Source organism: Mesorhizobium sp. M0239, from assembly GCF_040321815.1.
Classification (GTDB): Bacteria; Pseudomonadota; Alphaproteobacteria; order Rhizobiales; family Rhizobiaceae; genus Mesorhizobium.
Genome location: NZ_JAMYSG010000007.1, coordinates 222,357 through 246,066 on the forward strand (window position 1 = coordinate 222,357; position 23,710 = coordinate 246,066).

The 23,710-nt window shown below is 62.5% G+C and carries 22 protein-coding genes and 1 riboswitch; of the genes, 9 read left to right on the forward strand and 13 right to left on the reverse strand.

Annotated elements, in window-relative coordinates; all coding sequences use genetic code 11:
* Window positions 1-369 (reverse strand): glycine cleavage system protein GcvH, encoded by a 369-nt coding sequence (gcvH, locus tag NKI99_RS09725; RefSeq protein ID WP_352610690.1) that lies wholly within the window; start codon window positions 367-369, stop codon window positions 1-3.
* A 5-nt stretch (window positions 370-374) separates the two neighbouring features.
* A complete protein-coding gene (gene gcvT, locus NKI99_RS09730; protein ID WP_352610692.1) occupies window positions 375-1,475 on the reverse strand; it encodes a glycine cleavage system aminomethyltransferase GcvT in 1,101 nt (366 codons plus the stop codon).
* Window positions 1,476-1,624: 149 nt separating this feature from the next.
* A riboswitch (glycine riboswitch) is annotated at window positions 1,625-1,711 on the reverse strand.
* A 244-nt stretch (window positions 1,712-1,955) separates the two neighbouring features.
* Between gcvT and NKI99_RS09735 the strand changes: the two genes are divergently transcribed.
* On the forward strand, window positions 1,956-2,957 hold the full coding sequence (locus NKI99_RS09735) for a hypothetical protein (protein ID WP_352610694.1): 1,002 nt from the start codon (window positions 1,956-1,958) through the stop codon (window positions 2,955-2,957).
* 40 nt (window positions 2,958-2,997) lie between these two features.
* Here the strand turns inward: NKI99_RS09735 and NKI99_RS09740 are convergent, their stop codons facing one another.
* Both NKI99_RS09740 and NKI99_RS09745 read right to left on the reverse strand, forming a co-directional pair.
* On the reverse strand, window positions 2,998-3,726 hold the full coding sequence (locus tag NKI99_RS09740) for a GntR family transcriptional regulator (RefSeq protein ID WP_352610696.1): 729 nt from the start codon (window positions 3,724-3,726) through the stop codon (window positions 2,998-3,000).
* A 7-nt stretch (window positions 3,727-3,733) separates the two neighbouring features.
* Window positions 3,734-5,014 (reverse strand): D-amino acid dehydrogenase, encoded by a 1,281-nt coding sequence (locus NKI99_RS09745; RefSeq protein WP_352610698.1) that lies wholly within the window; start codon window positions 5,012-5,014, stop codon window positions 3,734-3,736.
* A gap of 221 nt (window positions 5,015-5,235) precedes the next feature.
* On the opposite strand from NKI99_RS09745, the gene NKI99_RS09750 reads away from it, so the two are divergent.
* On the forward strand, window positions 5,236-6,033 hold the full coding sequence (locus tag NKI99_RS09750) for a maleate cis-trans isomerase family protein (RefSeq protein WP_352610700.1): 798 nt from the start codon (window positions 5,236-5,238) through the stop codon (window positions 6,031-6,033).
* A 31-nt stretch (window positions 6,034-6,064) separates the two neighbouring features.
* Here NKI99_RS09750 and NKI99_RS09755 read toward each other — a convergent pair whose 3' ends face one another.
* The 5 genes from NKI99_RS09755 to NKI99_RS09775 form a co-directional block, all read right to left on the reverse strand.
* On the reverse strand, window positions 6,065-6,856 hold the full coding sequence (locus tag NKI99_RS09755; protein ID WP_023810518.1) for a molybdopterin-binding protein: 792 nt from the start codon (window positions 6,854-6,856) through the stop codon (window positions 6,065-6,067).
* A gap of 1 nt (window position 6,857) precedes the next feature.
* Window positions 6,858-7,739, reverse strand: coding sequence for a cytochrome b/b6 domain-containing protein (locus tag NKI99_RS09760; RefSeq protein WP_023810519.1), 882 nt, complete (start codon window positions 7,737-7,739; stop codon window positions 6,858-6,860).
* A gap of 97 nt (window positions 7,740-7,836) precedes the next feature.
* A complete protein-coding gene (locus tag NKI99_RS09765; protein ID WP_352552923.1) occupies window positions 7,837-8,514 on the reverse strand; it encodes a DUF1345 domain-containing protein in 678 nt (225 codons plus the stop codon).
* Between the two features lie 31 nt (window positions 8,515-8,545).
* Window positions 8,546-9,016 carry a YaiI/YqxD family protein gene (locus tag NKI99_RS09770; RefSeq protein WP_352610702.1) on the reverse strand — a complete coding sequence of 157 codons (471 nt, stop codon included), beginning with the start codon at window positions 9,014-9,016 and terminating at the stop codon, window positions 8,546-8,548.
* Window positions 9,017-9,084: 68 nt separating this feature from the next.
* Window positions 9,085-10,212: an S-(hydroxymethyl)glutathione dehydrogenase/class III alcohol dehydrogenase gene (locus tag NKI99_RS09775; RefSeq protein ID WP_352610704.1), complete on the reverse strand. Its 1,128-nt coding sequence runs from the start codon at window positions 10,210-10,212 to the stop codon at window positions 9,085-9,087.
* 197 nt (window positions 10,213-10,409) lie between these two features.
* Here NKI99_RS09775 and NKI99_RS09780 point away from each other — a divergent pair, with 197 nt between their 5' ends.
* The 3 genes from NKI99_RS09780 (at window position 10,410) to NKI99_RS09790 (ending at window position 16,928) form a co-directional block, all read left to right on the forward strand.
* Window positions 10,410-12,422 (forward strand): acetyl-CoA carboxylase biotin carboxylase subunit, encoded by a 2,013-nt coding sequence (locus NKI99_RS09780; RefSeq protein ID WP_352610706.1) that lies wholly within the window; start codon window positions 10,410-10,412, stop codon window positions 12,420-12,422.
* Window positions 12,423-12,529: 107 nt separating this feature from the next.
* Window positions 12,530-16,057, forward strand: a complete 3,528-nt coding sequence (dnaE, locus tag NKI99_RS09785) for a DNA polymerase III subunit alpha (RefSeq protein ID WP_352610708.1) — start codon at window positions 12,530-12,532, stop codon at window positions 16,055-16,057.
* Between the two features lie 67 nt (window positions 16,058-16,124).
* The gene (locus NKI99_RS09790; RefSeq protein WP_128303380.1) at window positions 16,125-16,928 is read left to right on the forward strand and encodes a potassium channel family protein; all 804 of its coding nucleotides are present in this window, start codon (window positions 16,125-16,127) and stop codon (window positions 16,926-16,928) included.
* 12 nt (window positions 16,929-16,940) lie between these two features.
* Here NKI99_RS09790 and NKI99_RS09795 read toward each other — a convergent pair whose 3' ends face one another.
* A complete protein-coding gene (locus tag NKI99_RS09795; RefSeq protein ID WP_023810527.1) occupies window positions 16,941-17,822 on the reverse strand; it encodes a DMT family transporter in 882 nt (293 codons plus the stop codon).
* 197 nt (window positions 17,823-18,019) lie between these two features.
* On the opposite strand from NKI99_RS09795, the gene NKI99_RS09800 reads away from it, so the two are divergent.
* Window positions 18,020-18,526, forward strand: a complete 507-nt coding sequence (locus tag NKI99_RS09800; protein WP_352610710.1) for a hypothetical protein — start codon at window positions 18,020-18,022, stop codon at window positions 18,524-18,526.
* Here the strand turns inward: NKI99_RS09800 and NKI99_RS09805 are convergent.
* On the reverse strand, window positions 18,523-19,851 hold the full coding sequence (locus NKI99_RS09805) for a DNA polymerase IV (RefSeq protein ID WP_128303383.1): 1,329 nt from the start codon (window positions 19,849-19,851) through the stop codon (window positions 18,523-18,525). The genes NKI99_RS09800 and NKI99_RS09805 overlap by 4 nt on opposite strands.
* A 65-nt stretch (window positions 19,852-19,916) precedes the next feature.
* Between NKI99_RS09805 and NKI99_RS09810 the strand changes: the two genes are divergently transcribed.
* Together NKI99_RS09810 and NKI99_RS09815 are read left to right on the forward strand one after the other, a co-directional pair.
* Window positions 19,917-20,492, forward strand: a complete 576-nt coding sequence (locus NKI99_RS09810; RefSeq protein ID WP_352610712.1) for a GNAT family N-acetyltransferase — start codon at window positions 19,917-19,919, stop codon at window positions 20,490-20,492.
* Between the two features lie 107 nt (window positions 20,493-20,599).
* Complete coding sequence (locus tag NKI99_RS09815) at window positions 20,600-22,123, forward strand: hypothetical protein (RefSeq protein ID WP_352610714.1); 1,524 nt, start codon at window positions 20,600-20,602, stop codon at window positions 22,121-22,123.
* Window positions 22,124-22,140: 17 nt separating this feature from the next.
* Here NKI99_RS09815 and NKI99_RS09820 read toward each other — a convergent pair whose 3' ends face one another.
* Window positions 22,141-22,794, reverse strand: a complete 654-nt coding sequence (locus NKI99_RS09820) for a hypothetical protein (RefSeq protein ID WP_128303385.1) — start codon at window positions 22,792-22,794, stop codon at window positions 22,141-22,143.
* The gene (locus NKI99_RS09825; protein ID WP_024503583.1) at window positions 22,791-23,090 is read right to left on the reverse strand and encodes a DUF3572 domain-containing protein; all 300 of its coding nucleotides are present in this window, start codon (window positions 23,088-23,090) and stop codon (window positions 22,791-22,793) included. The genes NKI99_RS09820 and NKI99_RS09825 overlap by 4 nt, the downstream gene beginning before the upstream one ends.
* A 245-nt stretch (window positions 23,091-23,335) precedes the next feature.
* Between NKI99_RS09825 and NKI99_RS09830 the strand changes: the two genes are divergently transcribed.
* Window positions 23,336-23,707, forward strand: a complete 372-nt coding sequence (locus NKI99_RS09830; protein WP_013531932.1) for a response regulator — start codon at window positions 23,336-23,338, stop codon at window positions 23,705-23,707.
* Window positions 23,708-23,710: the final 3 nt, after the last annotated feature.

The window sequence follows — 23,710 nt, forward strand, 5'->3', positions numbered from 1 at the left end:
TCAGCCGATATGGGCTTTGTAGGCGGCCTCATCCATGAGGCCCGCGAGCTGGCTTTCGTCGGCAAGCTTCATCTTCCACAGCCAGCCGGCGCCGGTTGCCGCCGAGTTGACCAGTGACGGGTCCGACGACAGCGTGCTGTTGGCCTCGGTGATCTCGCCATCGACCGGTGCATAGACATCGGATGCCGCCTTGACGGATTCGACCACGACGGCGGTGTCCCCCTTGGTCAATTTCTTTCCGGTCTCCGGCAGTTCGACGAAGACGAGGTCGCCGAGCTGCTCCTGCGCGTAATCGGTGATGCCGACCGTGGCGACGCCGCCCTCGACGCGGAGCCACTCGTGATCTGATGTGAAATAGGTCGTTGCCATTGAGGTCATCCTTTGCGGTAGCGATGCGGTGTGAAGGGCAGGGAATTGATATCGACTGGGATTTTCATGCCGCGCACGTCGGCGAAGACCCGCGTTCCCGGCTTTGCCAGAGGTGTCGAGACATAGCCCATGGCGACCGGATGGCCGGCCGAGGGGCCGAAGCCGCCCGATGTGACCTGGCCGGCCGGATTGCCGTCGGCGTCGAAGAGCGCGGCACCGCCACGCACCGGCTGGCGACCTTCCGGCTTAAGCCCGACCCGCTTTTGCGCGGGGCCTCGTTCCACGGCGGCGCGGAGCGCATCGGCGCCGATGAAAGCGCCGGAAGCGCGGATGTCCTTTGGAATTGCCCACATCAACGCAGCGCTGGCCGGATCGGTCTCCGGCGTGATGTCCTGGCCATGCAGGCACAGCCCTGCCTCCAGCCGCAGACTGTCGCGGGCGGCCAGGCCGATCCACAGCACGCGTTCATCGCCGAGCAGCTTCGCGACGAGGTCGCGCGCATCGGCTTCCGACAGGCCGATCTCGAAACCGTCCTCGCCGGTATAGCCCGACCGGCTCATGAACCAGTTCTTGCGCGGTTCGACACCATGCATGAACAGCAGCGAGCCGGTCTCGATGCCGGCGCGCGAAAGGGCGGCCCAGGCTTCAGGACCCTGGATGGCCAGGAAGACGCGGTCGAGCGGCTCGACCCTGGCGTCGAAATCCGCGGCAAGTGCACGCAAATGCTTTTCGTCGGCGACGGCGTTGCCTGCGTTGGCGACCACCATGAACCTGCTATCGCCAAGTCTGGTGACGATCAGGTCGTCCAGAATGCCGCCTGCCTCGTTGAGGAAAAATGACAGTTTGGACTGTGAGATTTGGAGTGCGCCTGCATCCAAGGGGCAAGCGCGGTTGAGCAGCGCAACCGCCTCCGGCCCGCTGACTTCGAACAGCTTCATATGCGAGATGTCGAACAGGCCAGCCTGTTCGCGGGTGTGAAGATGTTCCTTCATGACGCCCGCCGGATAGGTCAGCGGCATCGACCAGCCGGCAAAAGCGCCAAAACGCGCACCGGCGGCCACATGGATGTCTTCGAGGGGTAGGTGTCTTGTATCGTCGCCCGTCATGTCGTCTCCAGAGTCGCACGCAATCGGCCGCGAATGGCGACCAGTCCGTGCCCCTCTGTCTGAAGCCTGAGAGACTCGCGCAGCCGGAGCTCTGTCAGCGGCGCTTACACCTTCGGCGCGGGGGCAAGCCCCGACTTTCCAGAGTGTCTTTCCCGTCTACGGTTCTTTTGCCTGAGAGATTTCGGGCGATTTCCCCTTCGGCGACAGCTCTCGCTGTTCTCTCCCGCAAACAGGTAGGACTCAGACCCTGAGTCCTCGACGCGCCATCCATAGCTCGCGCGCGACGGCTTGTCACCTGTCAGCGACATCTAAAGCGCGTGCATGCCATTCTTCAAAACCGCGGCACGTTTTTGGGCGACATGCGTTGGCCGACAAGTCTTCGCTAACCACGCCGTTTGCCGGTTTTTCAAGACACTGCTGATATGTTGGCTTGTATGACGCTTGGGGCCGGCGCTTGGCGACGGCGGACGGGGACGACAAATGGGCGAATTGATCATGAGCGCGCCGGTGGCCGGGCTGACCTCGAAAAGCCGCATCGCCGCGGAGGACGTGGCGATGTTGCGCCATGAAGTGTTCGGCGATGGCGTCGTGACGCGCGGCGAGGCCGAGGCGCTGTTTGCGCTCGATGCAACGGCGAAGGACAAATGCGAGGAATGGCCGCCCTTCTTCGTGGAGGCGGTTACCGACTATATCGTCCACCAGGAAAAGCCGTCGGGCTATATCTCGCAGGACAATGCCGACTGGCTGATCCGCACGATCTCGCGCGATGGCATGGTCGACAGCCGGACCGAGCTCGAATTGCTGGTGCATGTGCTGGAACAGGCAAGATCGTCGCCGAGCCAGCTTTGCGTCTATGCGCTGGAGCAGGTGGCGCATGCCGTCATTGACGGCAAGGGGCCGCTGATGCTCGGCGGCGCGCTGGCTCCCGGCCTCATCGCACAGGCGGAGGTCGAGCTGCTGCGCCGGATCCTCCATGCCCATGGCGGCGACGGCAACATCGCCATCACGCGCGCCGAGGCCGAGGTGCTGTTCAAGATCAACGAGTGCACTGCTCAAGGGCACAAGGATCCGTCCTGGAACGAGCTGTTCGTCAAGGCGATCGCCAATTTCGTCATGTGCTCGGCCGGCTACGAAGCACCGACGCGCGATGTGGCGCTGCGCCGCGATGCCTTCCTCGAACATGCCGATCCGGAAATCGGCGGCTTCTTCAGCCGCATGATCTCTGGCGGCCTTGCCGGCATCATGGAAGCCTATCGGTCCCCGGGCGACATCGAGGCCGAGTGGGAAGCCAAGAACAGGGCGGCCGAGACCCTGGCCCGCCGCGCCGAGACGATCGATGCCGGCGAAGCCGGCTGGCTGATCGAACATATCAGCGTCGACAGGCCTCTTTACGAGAACGAACGCGCGCTGCTGACGCTGATCAAGCACGCCTCACCGGAAATCCATCCGGCGCTGAGGCCGCTGCTCGACAAGGTTGCCTGAGCGGTAGGGGGTTGCCTCGGTCAGAGCCGGGGTTGCCCGATTAGATCTGGTCGACGTCGATGTATATCCTTGCCAAGCCTTCCCTGACGGTCGGCATGGCATCGGCGACGCTGATGGCGATGTGGTCGTGCATGAGCCTTGCGGCCCTGTCGGCATCGCGGGCTACCATGGCCCGGGCGATTTCGCTGTGTTCGGTGTAGGTCGTCGACAATCGCCGGTGCTTCTCCACTTCGATCTTGCGAACGAAATGGATGCGCGTGTTGATGCCTTCGAGCATGCGCGCCAGTTCGGAATTACCTGACAGCCTGGCGATGCGGATGTGAAATTCCTCGTCCCTGGCGGTCAGCTCAGTGCTGGAAAATGAGTCGGCGCGCGCCATGGTGAGCGTCCACCAGTCGACGAGCGCGGCAAGCTCCTCATCTGTCGAGCGCTGGATCGCCAGCCTGACGGAGCGCTCCTCGAGCACCGCCCGCACGTCGGAAAGATTGACGATCTCGTCGACATCGAAGCCCCGGCAAAAGAAGCCGCGATTGGTCTGGAAAGTGATGAGTTCTTCTGTGACCAACCGCTGGAGCGCCTCCCGGATCGGGCTGCGGCTGACATTCAGCCTGGCGGCAAGCGCCACTTCGTTGATGCGCTCGTTCGGCTTGAAGCGATAGTCCATCGCCATGCCACGGATTTCTTCATAGACACGCGGGCCGGTCTTGATCGGCTTGGATGCCAACGCCGCGCTGTTGTCCTGGTTGCTTTGCCTGGTGGGTCGGGGCATGGCCTCGTCAAGCCTTTGCGGCGCTTGGTTCGGTGAACCGTGCCTGTGTGGGAAGGATACCGTCGAGGGCGATCGGCGCGGTCCGGCCGGCGATCAGATCGGCGATGATACGGGCCGATCCATGCGCCATCGTCCAGCCGATATGGCCGTGCCCGGTGTTCAGCCACAGGTTTCGGATGTCGCGCAGGCCGAGGATCGGCAGGTTGTCGGGCGTCATGGGCCTCAGGCAGGCCCGCATCTCGGCGCGATCATAGGCGATGCCGCGCGGGAACAAGTCCTGCGTGACGCGCTTCATGAAGGCGAAATCCGAAGGCTTGTGGCTGCGATCATAGCCTGCGAATTCCGCGGTGGCGGTCACGCGGATGCGATCGCCCATCGGCGTGATGGCGACGAGGTTGTGCTCATCGATGACAGGGAGTTTTGGAGCCAGCGCCCGATCGACGATGGGAATGGTCATGGAATATCCCTTGACCGGATAGATCGGCAGACCAAGGCCGATCTTGCGGGCGAGGACGGGGCTCTCGGCGCCGAGACTCAGAACGTAGGTGTCGGCCAGAAACTCTCCCTTGTCGGTGACGACCTTGGTGATCGTTTCCTTTCTGCGTTCGATCCCCACGATCCTGGTCCCTGTCAGGATCTTGCCGCCCCTATTTTCGACGATGGCCGCCAGCGCGCGCGTGAACTTGGCGGCGTCGCCGGTTTCGTCGGTCGGACACAATACGCCGCCGGCAATGTTGTCGCGCGACGAAGCCAGCGCCGGCTCGCGGTCAACGATTTCCTGCGCGTCTACGATGCGGATCTCCTGGCCGTCGGCTTCCAGCAGGCGCATGTTGGCGACGCCCTTGTCGAGCGCCTGATGGCTGCGGTGGAAATAAAGAATGCCGTCCGACGTCCTGTCGTACGGGATCGCCTCTTCCCTGACGACCGCCTGCAGGACCGATTGGGAATGGACCGCAAGCCGATGTTTGAGCAGAGTGTTGCGACGTGCTTTGGCGGCCGTGCATTGCATGAGGAAGCGCAGCGACCAGCTGTAGAGATGCGGGTCGGTGGAGAGCTTGAAACGAAGCGCCTGGTCTTTCAGGAACAGTGACTTCAGCAGGGTTTTTGGCGCGGCCGGCGATGACCAGACGAAGGAATGGCCGGGCGCGATCATGCCGGCATTTGCCCAGCTTGCCCCTTCGGCCACCTGTGATGCCTGCTCGAGAACGGTGACCGTGTGGCCGTCCTTCTGCAACTGATAGGCCGTGGTGATCCCGACAACGCCGCCGCCCAAGATCAATACGCGCATCGCTGTCCCGAATGGTTGTCGTTTCTATTGTCGACAATTCAATAGGAAGACGCTGGTCATTGTCAACGGCGCGTGGGTCGACGATCGATTCACCGTTCAGACAGGGCGAAACCCCGGCATTTCTCGGTTGCCAAAATTCGAACGGAGCTCTTGACACGTTTGGCAAAGTTGTCGTTTCTATTGTCGACAATTCTGATTGGCATCAGGAAGGGGACTGCGCCATGGACGCCCCGCTTAGCCGCGCCGACGACACGCTTGTCCTCGACAAGGAACACATTCCCTTCACGACCGACAACGGCATCGGCACCCGCGCCAATCTCGGCCTGCTCGTCCTTCGGACCGACCAGACCATCGAGGATGAATTCCGCTATGCGCTGCCCGCGCGCGACATCGCGCTGTACGAGGCGCGGCTCTACAGCGATGTCGAGATCACGCCTGAAAACCTGATGAAGATGTCGGCCGTCATCCCGGGAACGGTCGGGCTCTTGCCGGACGTCAAGTTCGATGTGATCGGCTTTGCCTGCACTTCGGGAGCGCTGGTTATCGGCGAGGACAAGGTCGCCGAACGCGTTCACGAGGTGCTGCCGGGCGTGCAAGTGACCAACCCGGTGACGGCGGCGCGGGCGGCGCTGAAGGCCCTGGGCGTTTCGCGGATCGCGTTGCTCACCCCTTATTTGGCAAAAATCAATCATTCCCTGCTTGCATCGCTGATGGCGCGGGTGATGGATATTCCGGTCATGGGCTCCTTCAACGAGGCGGACGACAATGTCGTTGCACGCATCACGCCGGCATCGGTCAAGCAGGCCATCTTGGAAATCGGTGCGTCGAGCGACTGTGAGGCGGTGTTCGTTTCCTGCACGAGCATGCGCGTTGCCCGCATCATCGAGGACGTCGAGAAGGAACTGGGGAAACCGGTAACCTCGAGCAATCACGCCCTTGCCTGGCACATGCTGCGGCTCGGCGGCATTGGTGAGCAGATTGCCGGAAAGGGCGAACTGTTTCGCCGCTCGCTAGGCTAGCATCTTCAGAGCCGGATTTGCGGTGTGCAGCTCAGATCCCGCCGTACCAGTCGTAGCCATTGTCTTCCCAATAGCCGCCGCGACCGCCGCCGACTGTGGCGAAGCCATCGACCAACTCGATCTTGTAGAGATATTTCGGCATCTTGTAGCCGAGCTGGCGCTCGACGCGAACCCGCAGCGGCGCGCCGTTCTCGACCGGCAGCGGCTTGCCGTTCAGGCCATAGGCGAGGATCGTCTGCGGGTGACGGGCATCGATCAGGTCGATGCTGCCGTAATATTTGATGTCGCCGGAGAGGCTGCGGTCGATCGTGTCGAGGCAATGGAACATGACGTAGCGCGCCTGCGGTTTGACAACCGCCTGGTCCAGCACCAGCGACAGCGGGGTGCCGGTCCATTTGGCTATGCAGCTCCAGCCTTCGACGCAGTCATGGCGGGTGATCTGGGTGCGGCTCGGCATGTTCTGAAGCTGCTCGCGGCTGAGCGACAGCGGCTTTTCGACGAGACCCGTCACTTCCAGACGCCAGTCGGCGAAATTGTTGGCGAGCAGGCCTTTGTAAACATCGTCATCGGGAGCGGTGACACCGTTCGGCCGCTGCGGCTGGCGTATGTCGGCCTCCGTGAATTCCGGCGCCAGCGCGTCACGTCCGGCAAGCAGGCGCTGTGCCCGGTATGTCAGGTCATTGGCGTTTTCGAGAAAACTGCGCAGGCCGCTGCCAACACCTAGCTGACTGTCGAAGGCGTCGCAGCCCGACAGCATGATGCCGGAGACGCCAAGGCTGGCACCGGTCAGGAATTTGCGGCGGCTGATCTGGAATTTTGCCATGTCAGGCATTCCTCTCGACGGGTTTGTCGTCCTGTGCGGGAGGATCGGTGCGATACCAGCCGGTGATGATTGAGCGCAGTTCGTTGATCGGGCCGGCGGCCAGGATCATCAGGATATGGACGACGAAGAAGGCGACCAGCAGCACCATGACGGTGAAATGGATGGTGCGTGCCGTCTGCCGGCCACCGAGCAGATCGTTGAGGAACGGCAGCACCGAATTCATGCTCGGCGACATCGCCAGGCCGGTGATGATCATCAGCGGCAACAGCACGAACAGCACGCCGCTATAGGCCATCTTCTGCAGCGTGTTGTATTCGCGCGCGTGGTGGAATTTGAGCTTGGCATGGTCGACGATGTCTTGCGGCAATCGCTTCAAATCGTCGAGGCGTGGCGCGAGATCGCGCCGCAGATGGCCGTTCACGATGCTGGCGACAAACCAGACGATCAACGTCGTGGTCAGTATCCAGGCAAAGAAGAAATGGATGACGCGCGCGGTGCCGAGATCATAGTAGGACGGGATGGTCGCCCAGGATGGAAAGGCGCGGGATGTCTCCTGGCCGGCCGGACCCGACCAGCCGAGCACGCCAGTCGTGTCGAAGCGCTTGCCGAAGATTTCCGTGTAGCCGCGCGGACCCGCGTCGGAATTCTCAGCGCCGATGGCGAAGATGGTGTTGTTGTAGTCAAAGCCCGATTCTTTGCCGATATAGAGCTGCGGACGGGCATTGAAGATCTGCAGGCCTGACAGCAGCATGAAGAACAAGGAGATGGCCCAGAGCCAATGCGTCAGCCGCGTCCAGCGAGACTGCCGGTAGATCAGCGTTTTGTCGTTCGACGCAGAAGCGCCTGGATCGGCGGCGGATTGGCTTCTGGCAACGGATTCCATCGTCTTTCGTCTCCCGGCCTCGCGGCATGGCCTGCGCGTTCATTGTCCTCCTGATACGTCGCGATCCAAACCGATGTTTCATCCGATCACGGATTTATTACGGACCGCCCAGGCTGACGGCGAGATTGACGGCGGCGGCGACGATGACCGTGTTGAAGAAAAACGACAGGATCGAATGGACAAGCACGACACGACGCATATGCGTTGTCGAGATGTTGGTATCGGCAGTCTGTGCGGTCATGCCGATCACCGTCGAGAAGTACAGGAAATCCCAGCCCTCCGGCCGTTTGTCACCCGGAAACAGCAGTCCGCCGACCGGGATTTTCTTCCTGGTCTCGGCATCCACCGCATCGCCGTCCATCCAGTAGACATGGGCATAATGGAGCGCTGCCATGGCATGGATTGTGAACCAGCCGAGCGGGATCGACAGCAGCGCGAAGATGAGCTCGACGGGATGGCTTCTGTCCTTCTGATTGATCAGCAGGAACAATGAGATAACGGCAACGCCGACGACGACAAGCGTCACAGCGAAGATGACCAGCACCGGCTGGTCCGTGGCACGCGCATTCCTGCTCAGATACCTGCCGGTGAACTTCGGCATCTGGGCGACGACGAGAATGACATAGGCGGCAAAGAACGCGTTGGCGCCGATCGAATAGGCAAGCGGGGCGTGCAGCAGCAACGCCACGAGAAGCGCAAAAACGCCAACGCAGGCCGACACAGCGAACAGCATGTGGCGCTGAATGGGAGACTTCACCGGGGTTTCGGCAGCCATGTCGGCTCCAACCTTGGATGGCGCTCGGTTTCTAGTCTGGTGTGGCGGATTTGAGCGCCCGCCGCAAGATGCGGTCGAGTTCGCCCAGAAACCGCGACCGGTCTTGTGGCGCGAAGCTGGCATTGTACCCCTTGCTTTCGCCGGTCTCGCGCAGATGCTGCTTCAGGTCACGCATCGCCATCGCCATGCCGATCGTTTCCGGAGTGAAGGGGCGCCCCGTTGGCCCAAGCACATGGGCGCCGAGTGCCACCGCGCGGGCGGCCAGCGGAATGTCCGCGGTGATCACAATGTCGTTGGTGCGCGCATTGTCGACGATCCAGTCGTCGGCGGCATCAGCGCCCTTGGAGACCACGACATTGCGGACCATCGGATCGCGCGATGGCCGCAGGCCGCCATTGGAGACGTAGGTGACAACGACGCCATGCCGGTCGGCCACTTTTTCGACCTCGGCCTTGACCGGGCAGGCGTCTGCATCGACGAGAATGGCGGGGAGTTCGCTCATGTTTCTTTTCTCCCCCATTGTAAACCACGGAGGTCTCCGGCCGGTTAGGTGGCGGCCTGTGATCTTCCTCAGTAAACCACGACGCTTCTTATCGATTTGCCCTCATGCATGAGATCGAAACCCTTGTTGATGTCCTCGAGCTTCAGCGTGTGGGTGATCATCGGGTCGATCTGGATCTTGCCGTCCATGTACCAGTCGACGATCTTGGGCACGTCGGTGCGGCCGCGCGCGCCACCGAAGGCGGTGCCCATCCAGGTGCGTCCGGTGACCAGCTGGAACGGCCGTGTCGAAATCTCCTGTCCGGCGCCGGCGACGCCGATGACGACCGACTTGCCCCAGCCGCGATGCGAGGCTTCCAGCGCCTGGCGCATCACCTTGGTGCTGCCGGTGCAGTCGAATGTGTAGTCGGCGCCGCCGATCTGGTCGGCGCCACGCTTGGTCATGTTGACGAGGTGGGGCACGACATCGCCGTCGATCTCCTTCGGATTGACGAAATGCGTCATGCCGAACCGCTCGCCCCACTCCTTCTTGTCGTTGTTCAAATCGACGCCGATGATCATGTCGGCGCCGGCAAGTTTCAGGCCCTGGATGACATTGAGGCCGATGCCGCCGAGGCCGAAGACCACGGCTGTCGCGCCGATCTCGACCTTGGCGGTGTTGATCACAGCACCGATGCCGGTGGTGACGCCGCAGCCGATGTAGCAGATCTTGTCGAAGGGCGCGTCGGGGTTGACCTTGGCCAGCGCGATCTCGGGCAGCACGGTGAAGTTGGAGAAAGTCGAGCAGCCCATATAGTGAAAGATCTTGTCCTTGCCGATCGAGAAGCGCGATGAACCATCGGGCATCAGGCCCTGGCCCTGGGTGGCGCGGATGGCCGTGCACAGATTGGTCTTTCGCGACAGGCAGGAATGGCACTGGCGACATTCGGGCGTGTAGAGCGGGATGACGTGGTCGCCCTTCTTGAGCGAGGTGACGCCCTTGCCGATATCGACGACGATGCCGGCGCCCTCATGGCCGAGGATGGCTGGAAACAGGCCTTCGGGATCGGCGCCCGACAGCGTGAATTCGTCGGTGTGGCAGATGCCGGTCGCCTTGATCTCGACCAGCACCTCGCCCTCACGTGGGCCGTCGAGATCGACCTCCATGATCTCCAGCGGCTTTCCGGCGGCGACAGCGACAGCGGCGCGGGTTTTCATCAGGCGTCCTCCAATGCGGATTTTTTTCCAAGGTTTCAGGTTTTGCCGACACGATCAACTGGCAGCTGGCTCCCCGACTGGGCCACAGCGATGAATTGGAATCGCAAGTCATTGAAAGGCAGTGAATTGCATGGTCGGCTTGACCCTGCAAGCACAGGCCATAAAAGGAACGGCCGACCCGAGGGATGACATTTCGCATGTTCACCAAGATCCTGATCGCCAATCGCGGCGAAATTGCCTGCCGCGTAATCAAGACGGCGCGCAAGATGGGCATTGCCACGGTTGCCGTCTATTCCGATGCCGATCGCGATGCCGTGCATGTCGAGATGGCCGACGAGGCGGTGCATATCGGGCCTTCGCCAGCCGCGCTGAGCTATCTCGTCCCGGAAAAGATCATCGCCGCCTGCAAGGAAACGGGAGCCCAGGCCGTGCATCCCGGCTACGGATTCCTGTCCGAGCGGGCGGCTTTCTGCGAAGCGCTGGAAGCGGAAGGCATCATTTTCATCGGCCCAAAGCCCAAGGCCATCAAGGCGATGGGCGACAAGATCGAATCGAAGAAGTTCGCCAACGCCGCCAAGGTTTCCACCGTGCCCGGCTGGCTCGGCGTTATCGAGAATGCCGACCATGCCGAAAAGATAGCCGGCGAAATCGGCTATCCCGTGATGATCAAGGCTTCGGCCGGCGGCGGCGGCAAGGGCATGCGCATCGCCTGGAGCGAGGCCGAAGTGCGCGACGGCTTCGACCGCGCGCGCTCGGAAGCCAAGAGTTCGTTCGGAGACGATCGTGTCTTCATCGAGAAATTCATCGTCGATCCGCGCCACATCGAAATCCAGGTGCTGGCCGACGCGCATGGCAACGCGCTCTATCTCGGCGAGCGCGAATGCTCGATCCAGCGACGCAACCAGAAGGTCGCCGAAGAGGCGCCGTCGCCCTTCCTGGACGCCGCGACACGCAAGGCCATGGGCGAGCAGTCGGTGGCGCTGGCCAGGGCTGTCGATTACCAGAGCGCCGGCACGGTCGAATTCATCGTCGACAAGGACAAGAACTTCTATTTCCTTGAAATGAATACACGATTGCAGGTCGAGCATCCGGTGACGGAGCTCGTCACCGGCATCGATCTGGTCGAGCAGATGATCCGCGTCGCCGCCGGCGAAAAGCTTGGCCTGAAGCAAAGCGACATCAAGCTGAACGGCTGGGCGGTGGAAAGCCGGCTCTATGCCGAAGACCCTTACCGCAACTTCCTGCCTTCGATCGGCCGACTGACGCGCTACCGGCCGCCTGAGGAAGGACAATTCGGCGATGTCGTCATCCGCAACGACACCGGCGTCACCGAAGGCTCCGAAATCTCGATGTTCTACGATCCGATGCTCGCCAAGCTGTGCACCTGGGCGCCGACGCGTCTGGAGGCCATCGATGCCATGTCGGAAGCGCTCGACAGCTTCGTCGTCGACGGTATCGAGCACAACATTCCGTTCCTGGCCGCCTTGATGCAGCATCCGCGTTGGCGGGAAGGGCGGATATCGACCGCTTTTATATCGGAGGAATATCCCGACGGCTTCGCGCCGGTCGTACCGAACGACGATGAGAAGGCCGTGCTGGCGTCGATCGCGACCGCGGTGGAACTGCTGCGCCGTGACCGGCTCGACCGGCTGGGCGGGCGGCTGGCGCCGCATTCGGGAGCTCTGAAGCGCGACTGGGTGGTAAAGATCGGCGATGACTATCTGTCGGCGTCGATTATCGAGGGCATGATTTCCATTCCGATGGAAATCGATCTGTCGATCGAGGGCGGCAGGGCGTTGACCGTTGCATCAGACTGGCGGCCGGGCGATCTGATCTGGCGCGGCACGGTCGGCAAGCGCAAGGTTACGGCTCAGGTCAGGCCGGTTGCCAACGGCTTTCGCATAGCCTGGAAAGGCATGTCGGTGACCGCGCGCGCCATGCTGCCGCGCACCGCCGAGCTGGAAAGGCTGATGCCCGAAAAGGTGGCGCCGGACACGTCGAACCTGCTGCTTTGCCCGATGCCTGGCCTTGTCGTGTCGATTGCCGTTGCCGAAGGCCAGGAGGTCAAGGCCGGCGAGACATTGGCGGTGGTCGAAGCGATGAAGATGGAAAACGTGCTGCGTGCTGAACGCGACCTTGTCGTCTCCAAACTCAACGCCAAGCCAGGCGACAGCTTGGCCGTGGATGCGGTGATCATGGAGTTTGCTTAGGGCTAGCCGGGCAGGCAGCCTGTGATCAGCAGCGGTTTGTGCTGGACTGGCATCGCCCGGTCCCGGACAATACATCTCCATCGACTCAAGGACCTTCACGCAGCATCATGGCCGACGAAAAACTTCCCCGCGATCCCCTGAAGCGCGAAGCAGCGATTGCTGCGGCGAGGCCGGAGGCGCCGGCGCGGCCCTTCGTCCATCTGCGCGTGCATTCGGCTTATTCGCTGCTGGAAGGCGCCTTGCAGATCGGCAAGGTGGTGGCTCACGCGGTCAAGGACGAAGCCCCGGCCATTGCCGTCACCGACACCAACAATCTGTTCGGCGCGCTCGAGTTCGCGCAGAAGGCGGTGAAGGACGGCATCCAGCCGATCATCGGCTGTCAGACCGCGCTCGCCTTTTCCGGCGAAAACAGCGATGGCCAGCGCGACCGCAGGCGGCAAGGCCCTGACATGCGGCCGGTCGTCCTGCTTGCGGCGACCGAGGCCGGCTATTCCAATTTGGTCAGGCTGGTCAGCCGCGTCTACCTCGAAACACCACCAGGCGAGGCCGTGCACCTGACCACCGAAATGATGCAAGGCTATTGTGACGGATTGATCTGCCTCAGCGGTGGGCCGCGCGGACCGATCGGCACCGCGCTCAAGGAAGATCGCCGCGACCTGGCCGAAGCCCGGCTTTTGACCCTCAAGGAGATGTTCGGCGACCGGCTCTATGTCGAGTTGGACCGGGTTTCCGGTTATGACCGCGTGATCGAAAAATCCTCGATCGATCTGGCGTATGCCCATGAACTGCCCCTGGTCGCCACCAACGAGGCGTTCTTTTCCTCTCGTGACGACTATGACGCACATGACGCGCTGATCGCCATCGCCGAGGGATCGGTCGTCGCCGCCGACAATCGTCGCCGGCTGTCGCCGGACAATTTCCTGCGCAGCCAGGCCGATATGGCGAGGCTCTTTGCCGATCTGCCGGAGGCGATCGACAACACTGTCGAGATCGCGCTGCGCTGCTCCTATTATCCGAAGAACCGCAATCCGATCCTGCCGCGCTTCACCGGCGGCGATGTCGCCGACAATGACGCCGCCGTGCAGGCGGAAGCCGACGAACTGGCCCGCCAGGCGCATGAGGGGCTCGACGCGCGCCTCGCCATGCATGGCCCAACCGCCGGCTATACGGTCGAGCAATACCGCGAGCGGTTGATCTTCGAGCTTGGCATTATCACCAAGATGAAGTTTCCCGGCTACTTCCTGATCGTTGCCGACTTCATCAAATGGGCCAAGGCGCAAGGCATTCCGGTCGGGCCGGGCCGCGGTTCGGGCGCAGGCTCGCTGGTCGCCTATTCGACGACCATCACCGACATCGATCCGCTGCGCTTCTCGCTGCTGTTCGAGCGCTTCCTCAATCCCGACCGCGTGTCGATGCCCGACTTCGACATCGACTTCTGCCAGGATCGCCGCGAGGAGGTCATCCGCTACGTCCAGCAGAAATACGGCCGCGACCAGGTCGGCCAGATCATCACCTTCGGTACGCTGCAGGCTCGCGCCGTGCTGCGCGACGTCGGCCGCGTCCTGCAGATGCCCTATGGCCAGGTCGACAAGCTGTCCAAGATGGTGCCGCAGAACCCGGCCAATCCGGTCAAGCTCGCCGACGCCATCGCCAACGAGCCGCGCTTTGCCGAAGAGGCCGAGAGGGAGCCGATCGTCCAGACGCTGCTCGACATGGCGCAGAAGCTGGAGGGCCTTTACCGCCACGCCTCGACGCACGCCGCCGGCATCGTCATCGGCGACCGGCCGCTGTCGGAATTGGTGCCGATGTACCGAGATCCGCGCTCGGACATGCCGGTCACCCAGTTCAACATGAAATATGTCGAGCAGGCCGGGCTGGTGAAGTTCGACTTCCTCGGGCTCAAGACGCTGACGGTGCTGGAAACGGCTGTGAAGCTGATCCGCCGGCGCGGCATCGAGATCGACCTGGCAACGATCCCGCTCGACGATCCCGAGACCTACGCCATGCTGTCGCGCGGCGAAGTGGTCGGCGTGTTCCAGGTGGAAAGCGCCGGCATGCGCAAGGCGCTGATCGGCATGCGGCCCGACTGCATCGAGGACATCATTGCGCTGGTGGCGCTTTACCGCCCCGGTCCGATGGAGAACATTCCGACCTACAACGCCCGCAAGCATGGCGAAGAGGAGATGGCGTCGATCCATCCCAAGATCGACCATCTGGTGAAGGAGACGCAAGGCGTCATCGTCTACCAGGAACAGGTGATGCAGATCGCGCAGGAGCTGTCCGGCTACTCGCTCGGCGAAGCCGATCTGCTGCGCCGCGCCATGGGCAAGAAGATCCGCGCCGAGATGGACAAGCAGCGCGAGCGCTTCGTCTCCGGCGCTGTCGAGCGTGGCGTCGGCAAGCCGCAAGCCGACTTCATTTTCGACCTGCTGGCCAAGTTCGCCGACTATGGTTTCAACAAATCGCATGCCGCCGCCTACGCGGTGGTTTCATACCAGACCGCCTATCTCAAGGCGCATTATCCGGTCGAGTTCCTGGCGGCGTCGATGACGCTCGACATGGGCAACACCGACAAGCTCGCCGATTTCCGCCAGGACGCGCTACGCCTCGGCATAGAGGTTCTGGCGCCGTCGGTGACATCGAGCTTTCGCCCCTTCGAGGTCGGTGAGAACCGCATCTACTATTCGCTGGCGGCGCTCAAAGGCGTCGGCGACGCGGCGGTCGAACACATCGTTGCCCAACGTGGGGAAAAGCCGTTCAAGAACCTTGCTGATTTCTGCGAGCGGGTCGATCCCAAGATTGTCGGCAAGCGCGTCTTCGAAAGCCTGATCATGGCCGGTGCGCTCGATTGCTTCGGCCACGACCGCGCGTCGATGATGGCGGGCGTGGAGCGCATGATGGGACTGGCGTCGCTGGCGCAGCAGAATGCGGTTTCCGGCCAGCACGACATCTTCGGCGCTTCGCTCGGCGCCCAGTCGCAGGCACTCAATCTGCCGGCGACAGAGCCGTGGCTCGCCGCCGATCGGCTGCACCGTGAATTCCAGGTGGTCGGCTTCTATCTCTCGGCGCACCCGCTCGACGAGTACAAGGCGGCCCTGCAGAAGATGCGGGTTCAGACGTGGGCCGAGTTTTCGGCGGCCGTCAAACGCGGTGCCGCCGCCGGCCGTCTGGCCGGCACGGTGACGTCCAAGCAGGAGCGCAAGACGCGCACCGGCAACAAGATGGGCGTTATCGCCTTTTCTGACACATCCGGCCAGTACGAAGCCGTGCTGTTTTCCGAAGGACTGGCGCAATATCGCGATCTGCTCGAGGCCGGCCGCTCCGTGGTCATCACCGTTGCCGCCGAGGACAGGCCGGAAGGCGTCAATCTGCGCATCAACTCAGTGCAGTCGCTGGAGGACGAGGCAAGCCGTATCCAGAAGGCACTTCGCATCTTCGTGCGCAACGCCTCGCCGATCAACACGCTGGCCGGCCAACTGACCGTCAGGGGCGAAGGCCAGGTCAGCTTCGTGCTGATCAAGGAAGAGGGCGAGGGGGAAATCGAGATCGAGCTGCCGAACCGCTACCGGATTTCGCCGCAGATCGCCTCGGCGATGCGCGCGGTGCCGGGCGTGGTCGAAGTGGAGTTGGTGTGACCCCCGCTCTTTCTCGCGCGCGGCAATCAGCCTGGCGGTCGCTGCCGCGAACGCCAGCGCAGTCAGCATGAAGCCGGCGCAGAGGAACGGGTCGCAGGCGGTTTCAGCCTTGGCGCGGCTGCGTGACAGGCTGCGCAGGCTCTATCATGGGCGCACGCCGGCCGCTTTCCGGTTCCAACTGGTGGCCGTCGTCATCGACCTCGCCATCATCGCCTTCTTCATCGCGACGCCGGTCCTTCAGGACAAGCCGTCATTCCTCTGGCTCGACTATTCGGCGGCCGCGCTTGTCGCCGCGGACCTGATCGCCCGGCTGCTTGCCTCCAAAAACATGCTGCGGCTGATGAAGCAGCCGACGTCGTGGGTCGATGTCTTCATCCTTTTGACGCTGCTGATGCCGACGGCGTTCGCCAATCTCGCCTTCCTGCGCATCCTGCGGCTGTGGTCGTTGTCGCGCAGCGGTTCGCTCTGGCGGCATCTGGAGATGCGCGGCCTGCGGCCGTGGCGCGAGGCCAGCCACGCCGTCATCAACCTTTTGACCTTCCTGTTCGTCATCACTGGCTTCGTCTACACGTTCTTCTTCCGCACTGGCGCCGGCCTGGAGAACTATATCGACGCGCTTTATTTCACCGTCGCCACGGTGACGACGACCGGTTTCGGCGACATCGTGCTGCCGGGCATGGCCGGCAAGCTGACGGCAATCGTCACCATGATCATCGGCATATCGCTGTTTGTCAGACTGGCTCAGGCGATCTTCCGGCCAGCCAAGGTTTTGTTTCCCTGTCCGCAGTGCGGCTTGCGGCGGCACGAGCCGGACGCCGTGCATTGCAAAGCCTGCGGCCATCTCCTCAACATACCCGACGAAGGGAACTGACGGCCGGCGGGACTACGACGCCGCCACTTCGGCCGGCTTCATTGGCCTGCGCTGAAGATTGAGCAGATTGCCCATCAGGATCAGCAGCGCGCCACCGGCGGTGAAGGCGTCGATCTGCTCGCTATAGAGCAGCCAGCCAATCAGTGCCGATAGCGGCACGCGCAGGAAATCCATCGGCGAGACGATGGTCGCGTCGGCATGACCAAGCGCACGGGCCATGCAGAAATGCGACGACATGCCGGTGAAGGCGATCAGCATGATCCATGGCCACAGCTCCAGTGGCGGGTTGCGCCACGTATAAAGCGCCGGGATGAGACCGACCACCGATTGGATAACCAGCATCCAGAAGATGATGCGCACGACGCTGTCCGTCCGGGTCAGCGACTTGATCGTGACCACCGAGATGCCGAAGCAGGCCGCGGCACCCAGCACGACGAGATGTCCAGGATCGACCGAGCCGACACCGGGGCGCACGATGATCACCACGCCGATCAGCCCCAGCCCGATCGCTGCCAGCTTGGCTCGGTTCAGCCTTTCGCCAAGAAAAATCACCGCCAGGATAGCTGTCCAGATCGGCGTGGTGAATTCGATCGAGATCAGCACGGCCAGCGGGATCAAAGTGAGGGCGTAGAGCCAGGCCGCCTGGCCCGTGTAGTGGATGACGTTGCGGGCGATATGGGCAATGGGGCGCCGCGTGCGCATGGCTTGAAAGCCGCCACTCGTCATCACCAGCGGCAGAAGGATGAAGAAGCCGATCACAGAGCGCAACTCCAGCACCTGGAAGACGTTGAGCTCCGCTGTCGTGGCTCGGCCGGCGACCGTCATCCCAAGGAAGGAAGCGATCGACAGCGCCATCCAGAACGCGGCCTTGGGGATCGAGGGTGTGGGTGCCATTCGCGCTATGTCGCAGGCCAGGACTTCTGCCGCAATCGCTACGCAAGGCATTCTTCTGGGCCAGTCGCGACTGGCTGGATGTTGTGAAACAGTCATGTGGCGGGCGGAACCTGAAACGGCAAGTGGCGTTGAGTCCCGATGGTCAGCCGTGCTGGCGGACCATCCCGCCTTTTTGAAGATCGACAGGGAGAGCTTCGATGAGATTCTTCGCGCAATTCGCGCTTGCCGGCGGTTTACTGGTTGCGGCAGGCGCGGCACATGCCGACGAGACGCAATTTCTCCAGTCGTTCAAGGGCAATTTCGCCGGCAAGGGTATCGTCAAGGTCACCACCGATGCGCCGACCGTGAACGTGTCCTGCACGTTCAGCTCGAACGCGACATCGACCTCCCTGTCGCTCGACGGCAATTGCCGGGGGCTTGTCGTGGTCACGCGTGCCATCAGCGCGGATCTGAAGGCCAGCGGCGCCAAATACAGCGGCACCTATGTCGGCTCTCGCACGGGACCGGCACAGCTCAACGGCAGCCGTTCGGGCAACGCGATCAACCTGGGCATTCGCTGGGCCAAGGAGGTCAATGGCGACCGAAGGGCGCAGATGAAGGTCGAGAAACGCGGCGAGAACGGCATGCGGCTGACCGTCATCGACACCGACCCGAAAACCGGCAAGAGCGTGGTGACGAGCAGGATTGATCTGCAGCGCACCTAATCCTCAAGCGGCTCCGGCGGATGGGCGTCGCGGCCCTTGCCGAATGTGTAGCCGGTTTCCACCGCCTTGCGGCCGAACTTGTCGCGCAGGGCATCGATGGCGCCTTCGGCCATGGCGCGCTTGCGCGATTGGATGTCGACCAGATCGGGCGGGTCGGCCTTGTCGTCGTCCGAAAGGTCGCTGACGCCGATGCCGAGCAGCCGATATTTCGTGCCGTCGGTTTCCTTGCGCAGAAGCTCCACCCCGGTCTGAAAGATGCGGTCGGCGAGCCGGGTCGGATCGCCGAGCTGGCGATTGCGCGTGCGCAGCTTGAAATCCTGGCTCTTCAGTTTCAGCACCACAGTGCGCCCGGCAATGCCTGACTTTTTCAGCCGTGCCGAAACCTTTTCCGAAAGACCCCTGAGAACCGCGACCAGTTCCTCCAGCGACGCGATGTCGGTGTCGAAGGTGGTTTCGGCCGATACGCTCTTGGCATCCTGGTCGGGATCGACGCGGCGGACGTCCTCGCCGCGCGAAAGGTGGTAGAGCCGGTCGCCCATCGTGCCGTAGCGGCGCATCAGGTCGCCGCGATCCATCTGCTGCAACTGGCCGATAGTGCGGATGCCGTCACGCTCCAGGGTGGCGTTGAATGCCTTTCCGACACCCCAGATCATGGTCACCGGCTGCGCCGCCAGGAAGCCGACTGCCTCGGCCTCGCCGATGACCGAGAAACCGCGCGGCTTGCGAAAATCAGACGCAATCTTGGCAAGGAACTTGCAATAGGACAGGCCGGCCGAAACGGTGATGCCGATCTCCTTCTCGACGGCCTGCGCGAAGCGCGCCAGCACCACAGCAGGCGGCAGGCCGTGCAGTCGTTCGGTGCCGGCGAGGTCGAGAAACGCCTCGTCGATCGACAGCGGCTCGACCAGCGGTGTCAGCGCTTGCATCATGGCGCGCACTTCGCGGCCGACGCGCACGTATTTTTCCATGTTGGGGCTGATGACGACCGCCTCCGGGCAGGCTTCGAGCGCCTTGAACATCGGCATGGCCGAGCGGACGCCCTGGATGCGGGCGATGTAACAGGCGGTGGAGACGACGCCGCGCTTGCCGCCGCCGATGATCAGCGGCTTGTCCTTGAGCGCCGGATTGTCGCGCTTTTCGATCGCCGCATAGAAGGCGTCGCAATCGATATGGGCCAGATGCAGCCGGTAAAGCTCGGGATGACGCACGAGCCGGGGGCTGCCGCAGCGCTCGCAGCGGCGCGTCGGGCTGCGCTGAAACATCAGGCAGTCGCGGCAAAAACCGTGATCGGGATTGTTGACAGGGGCCGCCATCGCTGCGAACATAAAGAGAACAGAAGCAATGGTACGACAGTGCAAGGCCAGCGACAAGGCTGACCTGGGGAGAACGCATGAGCACGACCATAGCGCCGCTTGCGCCCGAGCTTTGGGCTGAATTCGAGGACCTCTTCGGCAAGCAAGGCGCCTGCTACGGCTGCTGGTGCACGCATTTCCGGCTGGCGCCGGCGATGCGCCGCGAGAGCAGCCGGGAACGCAACAAGGACCACATCAAGGCGCGTATCGAAGCCGGCCCGCCGCCCGGACTGCTGGCATTCGAGGATGGCCAGGCGGTTGGCTGGATGCAGATCGGACCGCGCGCCGACGTGCCCGAATGGAACAATCAGGGCAGGGGGTCGGCACCGGTCGATCCTGCCGACGCGGGGAATGCGGCCGTTTGGGCGATCTCCTGCTTCTTCATCCGCGCCAAGGCGCGCGGCAGGGGCATCACGCATCGCCTCGTCGAAGGCGGCATAGGTTTCGCCCGCCAGAATGGGGCCCGGCTGCTCGAGGCGTGCCCGATGGACCTGTCTCGCGATTCGCGCTCGATCGGCCTGTTCGTCGGTTCGTCACGGGTCTTCGAGAAGGCGGGTTTCGAGCGGCTGGTGGAACGCAAGGCCGGTCGCCCGCTGATGCGGCTGGTGCTTTGATCGAGATGGTCTGCCCGGGTGCCGTTGTCGATCTCACCTTGCGGTTGCAGCGGTAATTTCATACCAGACGGACAAAGTCTTTCTTCTAGGTCAAACGGAGAATTCGCGTGAACCGTGCCCTGCCATTCGTGTTCCTTCTTGCGTTGAGTGCCCCTGCTTTCAGCCAGACCGCCGACAGTCAGGGTGCGAAGCAATTGTCCGACGACTTGTCCCGCTATGTCGGCAAGCAGGCCATCGACAAAGGCATTTTGAAGGTTTCGCTCGAAGGTGGCGCCTACAAGATCGTGTTCGATTTCAAGGCACTTGCCGCATCATTTCCGGACCAGAAACTGCTGAAGTTCGACTTCGCGCCCTATGCCTTGATGGTCAAGCCGCGCAGCGACGGGTCCTGGGATGTCTCCATGGATTTCTCCCAAACCGCCTCCTTCGAGTTCAACGGACCCGAGGGGCTGCAAAGCACTCAGTTTTCGATCAAGGACGGCAAGGGTTCGGGCGTCTACGATCCAAATCTGGCGGCCTTTACCAGCGGCACCAGCTCGATGGCCGGCATGACGATGGCATCGAAGGATGCCAAGCAGCACATGGAAGCCAGCACGGGCGCCGGCATCGCGACCGTTGCCGCGACCAAGTCGGCGACCGGGGGCGTCGATTTCACAACCTCGCAGAAGGTGTCGAGTTTTGTCGAAGCGATCAATTTCGATGACCCCGAGAGCGGGCTGAAATTCCCGGTCACCGTCAGGTCGCCGGAATTGTCGGTCGAAGCCAGCGGCAAGGGCGTGCGGACCAAGCCATTGCTCGATCTCCTGGCATTTGCGGTGGCCAACGAGGACGAGGCGACGCTGAAGGACAACCAGGCGCAGCTCAAATCGCTTCTGCTCGCCGCCTTGCCGCTTTGGCAGCGTATCGACGGGACCTACGGTTTCAAGGATTTCGCGGTGGAAAGCCCGGTCGGCAATTTCGGCGCCACCCAGCTCAGCACCGTGTTCGGCACCGATGGCGTGGCCCAGAACGGCACGATCACGTACGGCATCAAGGCATCGGGGCTGACCGTGCCGACCCAGCTTCTGCCGAGCTGGGGCGTGGGGTTGTTGCCCACCGATGTCGATTTGAACTTTGGCGGCGCCAATATCGATCTCGACAGCATGGCGAAGAAGGCGATCGAAGCCTTTGATCTCAATAAGAATCCGCCGCTGTCGGCCGAATTCGGCGAGCAACTTAAAGTCGACTTCATGGCCAGGATGCCGAAGGTCGTGCTTGGCCACAGCACCGTGAAGAACAAGGACACGGAGATCGCGCTGGAAGGCGAGATGACATTCCCAGGCGAAAAGCCCGAAGGTAGCGTGACCGTCAATGTCGCCGGCTTCGACAAGCTTGTCGAAGGCCTGCAGCAAGCGGCAAAGTCGGAACCGGAGGTTGGCCAATACGTGCCAGTCGCTCTCATGGCGAAGGGCTTTGGCAAGACGCTGCCCGATGGCCGGCTGGAATGGATCGTCAATGCCAAGGCCGATGGCTCGGTCACCGTCAATGGCGTCATGCTGAAGCCCGCCTATCCGGCCGTGGACGACAGCGTGGATGATGGTGACGGCGCCGATGACAGCGGAGACGACAGCGGCGGCGCAGGTGCGAACTGAACCCCTGAAGCTGGAGTTCAGAGCCCCAGCGCGCTTTGAATCTTGGGCGCTGCCTCGTGCCAGTCCTGGACGACGACCACATCGTCCGTCACCGGCGGCAGGAATGCGCGCAGCGAATTGTCGGCCATCAGGTGGAACAGTTCGGCGTCGGCGACCGATTCCCGTACCGACGCCAGATTGTGCGGCTGATCGTCGACGAAAACCACCGGTCGGCCGGCCCTGCCGCGAAGCTTGGCCACCGCCGGTCCTTTGGCCATTTCAGTGGTCAGAAGCGGATAGCTCAGTCCAAGCGCGTCGAGATGGACGCGACGCACGGCACGGTGCTTGTGCGGCATGGCCGTCAGCAAAACGATTTCCGCGCGGTCGCCAAACCCTGCCAGGGCTTCTGCCGCGCCGTCCGTAATGTTTTGCCAATCGGCTTGCGCGTCAAAGAAATCGGCCAGCAGTGCCGTGACTTCGGGCTGTTCGATCAGGCGGCCGCTGGCGGTCTCTGCGATGTTGCCGGTCAGCCGAAACGAGGCCAGCGTCAAGCCATAGCCGCGCGCCTTGAGGAAATTCGGAAACGGTCGGATGAATTCGAGCACGACGTCATCGACGTCGAGCACCAGCAGCGGTCGGTCGTCGGCTGCCAGTTCTTCAATCTGGCGCGCGGTTTCCGGATCATCGCTCATATGGAATGCTCGTGGTTGTCGTCGCCCAGCGGCAGCGACCGCAAGGCCTTGCCGACAGCCGCCGGCGGGGTGCCGGTTTCCTCGGCAAAGCGCATCAGAGTCGGCTCGTGGGCGAGGATGAATTGCAGGACACCGGCCAGAAAACCCGGCTCGCTGGCGGCTTTGCGGATCGAATGGACCTCTATGCCGGTGATCGCCAGAAAGCGCGGCAGCAGCTCCGGATCGGAGGCGACGAAGCCCAGGGCCTTCACGGCAATCGATTCCGCTTCTTCGCGCATTGACGCTGCGTTTGCCATCACTACCTTCGGTGTGTGGAATGAGTCTCTCCCGCAGTAATGGCAAGAGTTGCTTGCGGCAAGCCATTAGAGCGTGGCGCGCCCTTTGGACGCGCAGGGACGAGGTGGAATTCGCGCTGTTTTCCAGCCGCGGATTTCCGTTTCGTCAATCATATTGCCGTAAAGTGAAGCAGGGTTTGGTGCGTTCAGACATGGGCGCATGACGGTCGCCTTCGAAGCGGAAGAGCAGCCGGGACGGGAAATCGATGCCGAAGAAGGTTATGATCGTCGAGGACAATGAGCTCAATATGAAGCTCTTTCGGGACCTCATCGAGGCAAGCGGTTACGAGACCGTGCGCACCCGCAACGGTCTGGAAGCGCTCGATCTGGCGCGCCAGCACCGGCCGGATCTGATCCTGATGGATATCCAATTGCCTGAAGTGTCGGGGCTTGAAGTGACCAAATGGCTGAAGGAAGACGACGAGCTGCACGTCATCCCGGTCATTGCGGTGACCGCCTTCGCCATGAAGGGTGACGAGGAACGTATCCGCCAGGGCGGCTGCGAGGCTTATATTTCGAAGCCGATCTCGGTGCCGCGTTTCATCGAAACCATCAAATCCTATCTGGGCGATGCGTGATGT

Excerpts from the sequence above, each read along its gene's own strand:
- NKI99_RS09760 (WP_023810519.1), bottom strand. The coding sequence starts at position 7,739 with ATGGAATCCGTTGCCAGAAGCCAATCCGCCGCCGATCCAGGCGCTTCT.
- gcvH (WP_352610690.1), bottom strand. The coding sequence starts at position 369 with ATGGCAACGACCTATTTCACATCAGATCACGAGTGGCTCCGCGTCGAG.
- NKI99_RS09825 (WP_024503583.1), bottom strand. The coding sequence starts at position 23,090 with ATGGCAAACGCAGCGTCAATGCGCGAAGAAGCGGAATCGATTGCCGTG.
- NKI99_RS09775 (WP_352610704.1), bottom strand. The coding sequence starts at position 10,212 with ATGAAAACCCGCGCCGCTGTCGCTGTCGCCGCCGGAAAGCCGCTGGAG.
- NKI99_RS09790 (WP_128303380.1), top strand. The coding sequence starts at position 16,125 with ATGAAGCCGGCGCAGAGGAACGGGTCGCAGGCGGTTTCAGCCTTGGCG.
- NKI99_RS09745 (WP_352610698.1), bottom strand. The coding sequence starts at position 5,014 with ATGCGCGTATTGATCTTGGGCGGCGGCGTTGTCGGGATCACCACGGCC.
- NKI99_RS09800 (WP_352610710.1), top strand. The coding sequence starts at position 18,020 with ATGAGATTCTTCGCGCAATTCGCGCTTGCCGGCGGTTTACTGGTTGCG.
- NKI99_RS09795 (WP_023810527.1), bottom strand. The coding sequence starts at position 17,822 with ATGGCACCCACACCCTCGATCCCCAAGGCCGCGTTCTGGATGGCGCTG.
- dnaE (WP_352610708.1), top strand. The coding sequence starts at position 12,530 with ATGGCCGACGAAAAACTTCCCCGCGATCCCCTGAAGCGCGAAGCAGCG.
- NKI99_RS09780 (WP_352610706.1), top strand. The coding sequence starts at position 10,410 with ATGTTCACCAAGATCCTGATCGCCAATCGCGGCGAAATTGCCTGCCGC.
- NKI99_RS09740 (WP_352610696.1), bottom strand. The coding sequence starts at position 3,726 with ATGCCCCGACCCACCAGGCAAAGCAACCAGGACAACAGCGCGGCGTTG.
- NKI99_RS09755 (WP_023810518.1), bottom strand. The coding sequence starts at position 6,856 with ATGGCAAAATTCCAGATCAGCCGCCGCAAATTCCTGACCGGTGCCAGC.
- gcvT (WP_352610692.1), bottom strand. The coding sequence starts at position 1,475 with ATGACGGGCGACGATACAAGACACCTACCCCTCGAAGACATCCATGTG.
- NKI99_RS09820 (WP_128303385.1), bottom strand. The coding sequence starts at position 22,794 with ATGAGCGATGATCCGGAAACCGCGCGCCAGATTGAAGAACTGGCAGCC.
- NKI99_RS09805 (WP_128303383.1), bottom strand. The coding sequence starts at position 19,851 with ATGTTCGCAGCGATGGCGGCCCCTGTCAACAATCCCGATCACGGTTTT.
- NKI99_RS09750 (WP_352610700.1), top strand. The coding sequence starts at position 5,236 with ATGGACGCCCCGCTTAGCCGCGCCGACGACACGCTTGTCCTCGACAAG.
- NKI99_RS09735 (WP_352610694.1), top strand. The coding sequence starts at position 1,956 with ATGGGCGAATTGATCATGAGCGCGCCGGTGGCCGGGCTGACCTCGAAA.
- NKI99_RS09830 (WP_013531932.1), top strand. The coding sequence starts at position 23,336 with ATGCCGAAGAAGGTTATGATCGTCGAGGACAATGAGCTCAATATGAAG.
- NKI99_RS09770 (WP_352610702.1), bottom strand. The coding sequence starts at position 9,016 with ATGAGCGAACTCCCCGCCATTCTCGTCGATGCAGACGCCTGCCCGGTC.
- NKI99_RS09810 (WP_352610712.1), top strand. The coding sequence starts at position 19,917 with ATGAGCACGACCATAGCGCCGCTTGCGCCCGAGCTTTGGGCTGAATTC.
- NKI99_RS09765 (WP_352552923.1), bottom strand. The coding sequence starts at position 8,514 with ATGGCTGCCGAAACCCCGGTGAAGTCTCCCATTCAGCGCCACATGCTG.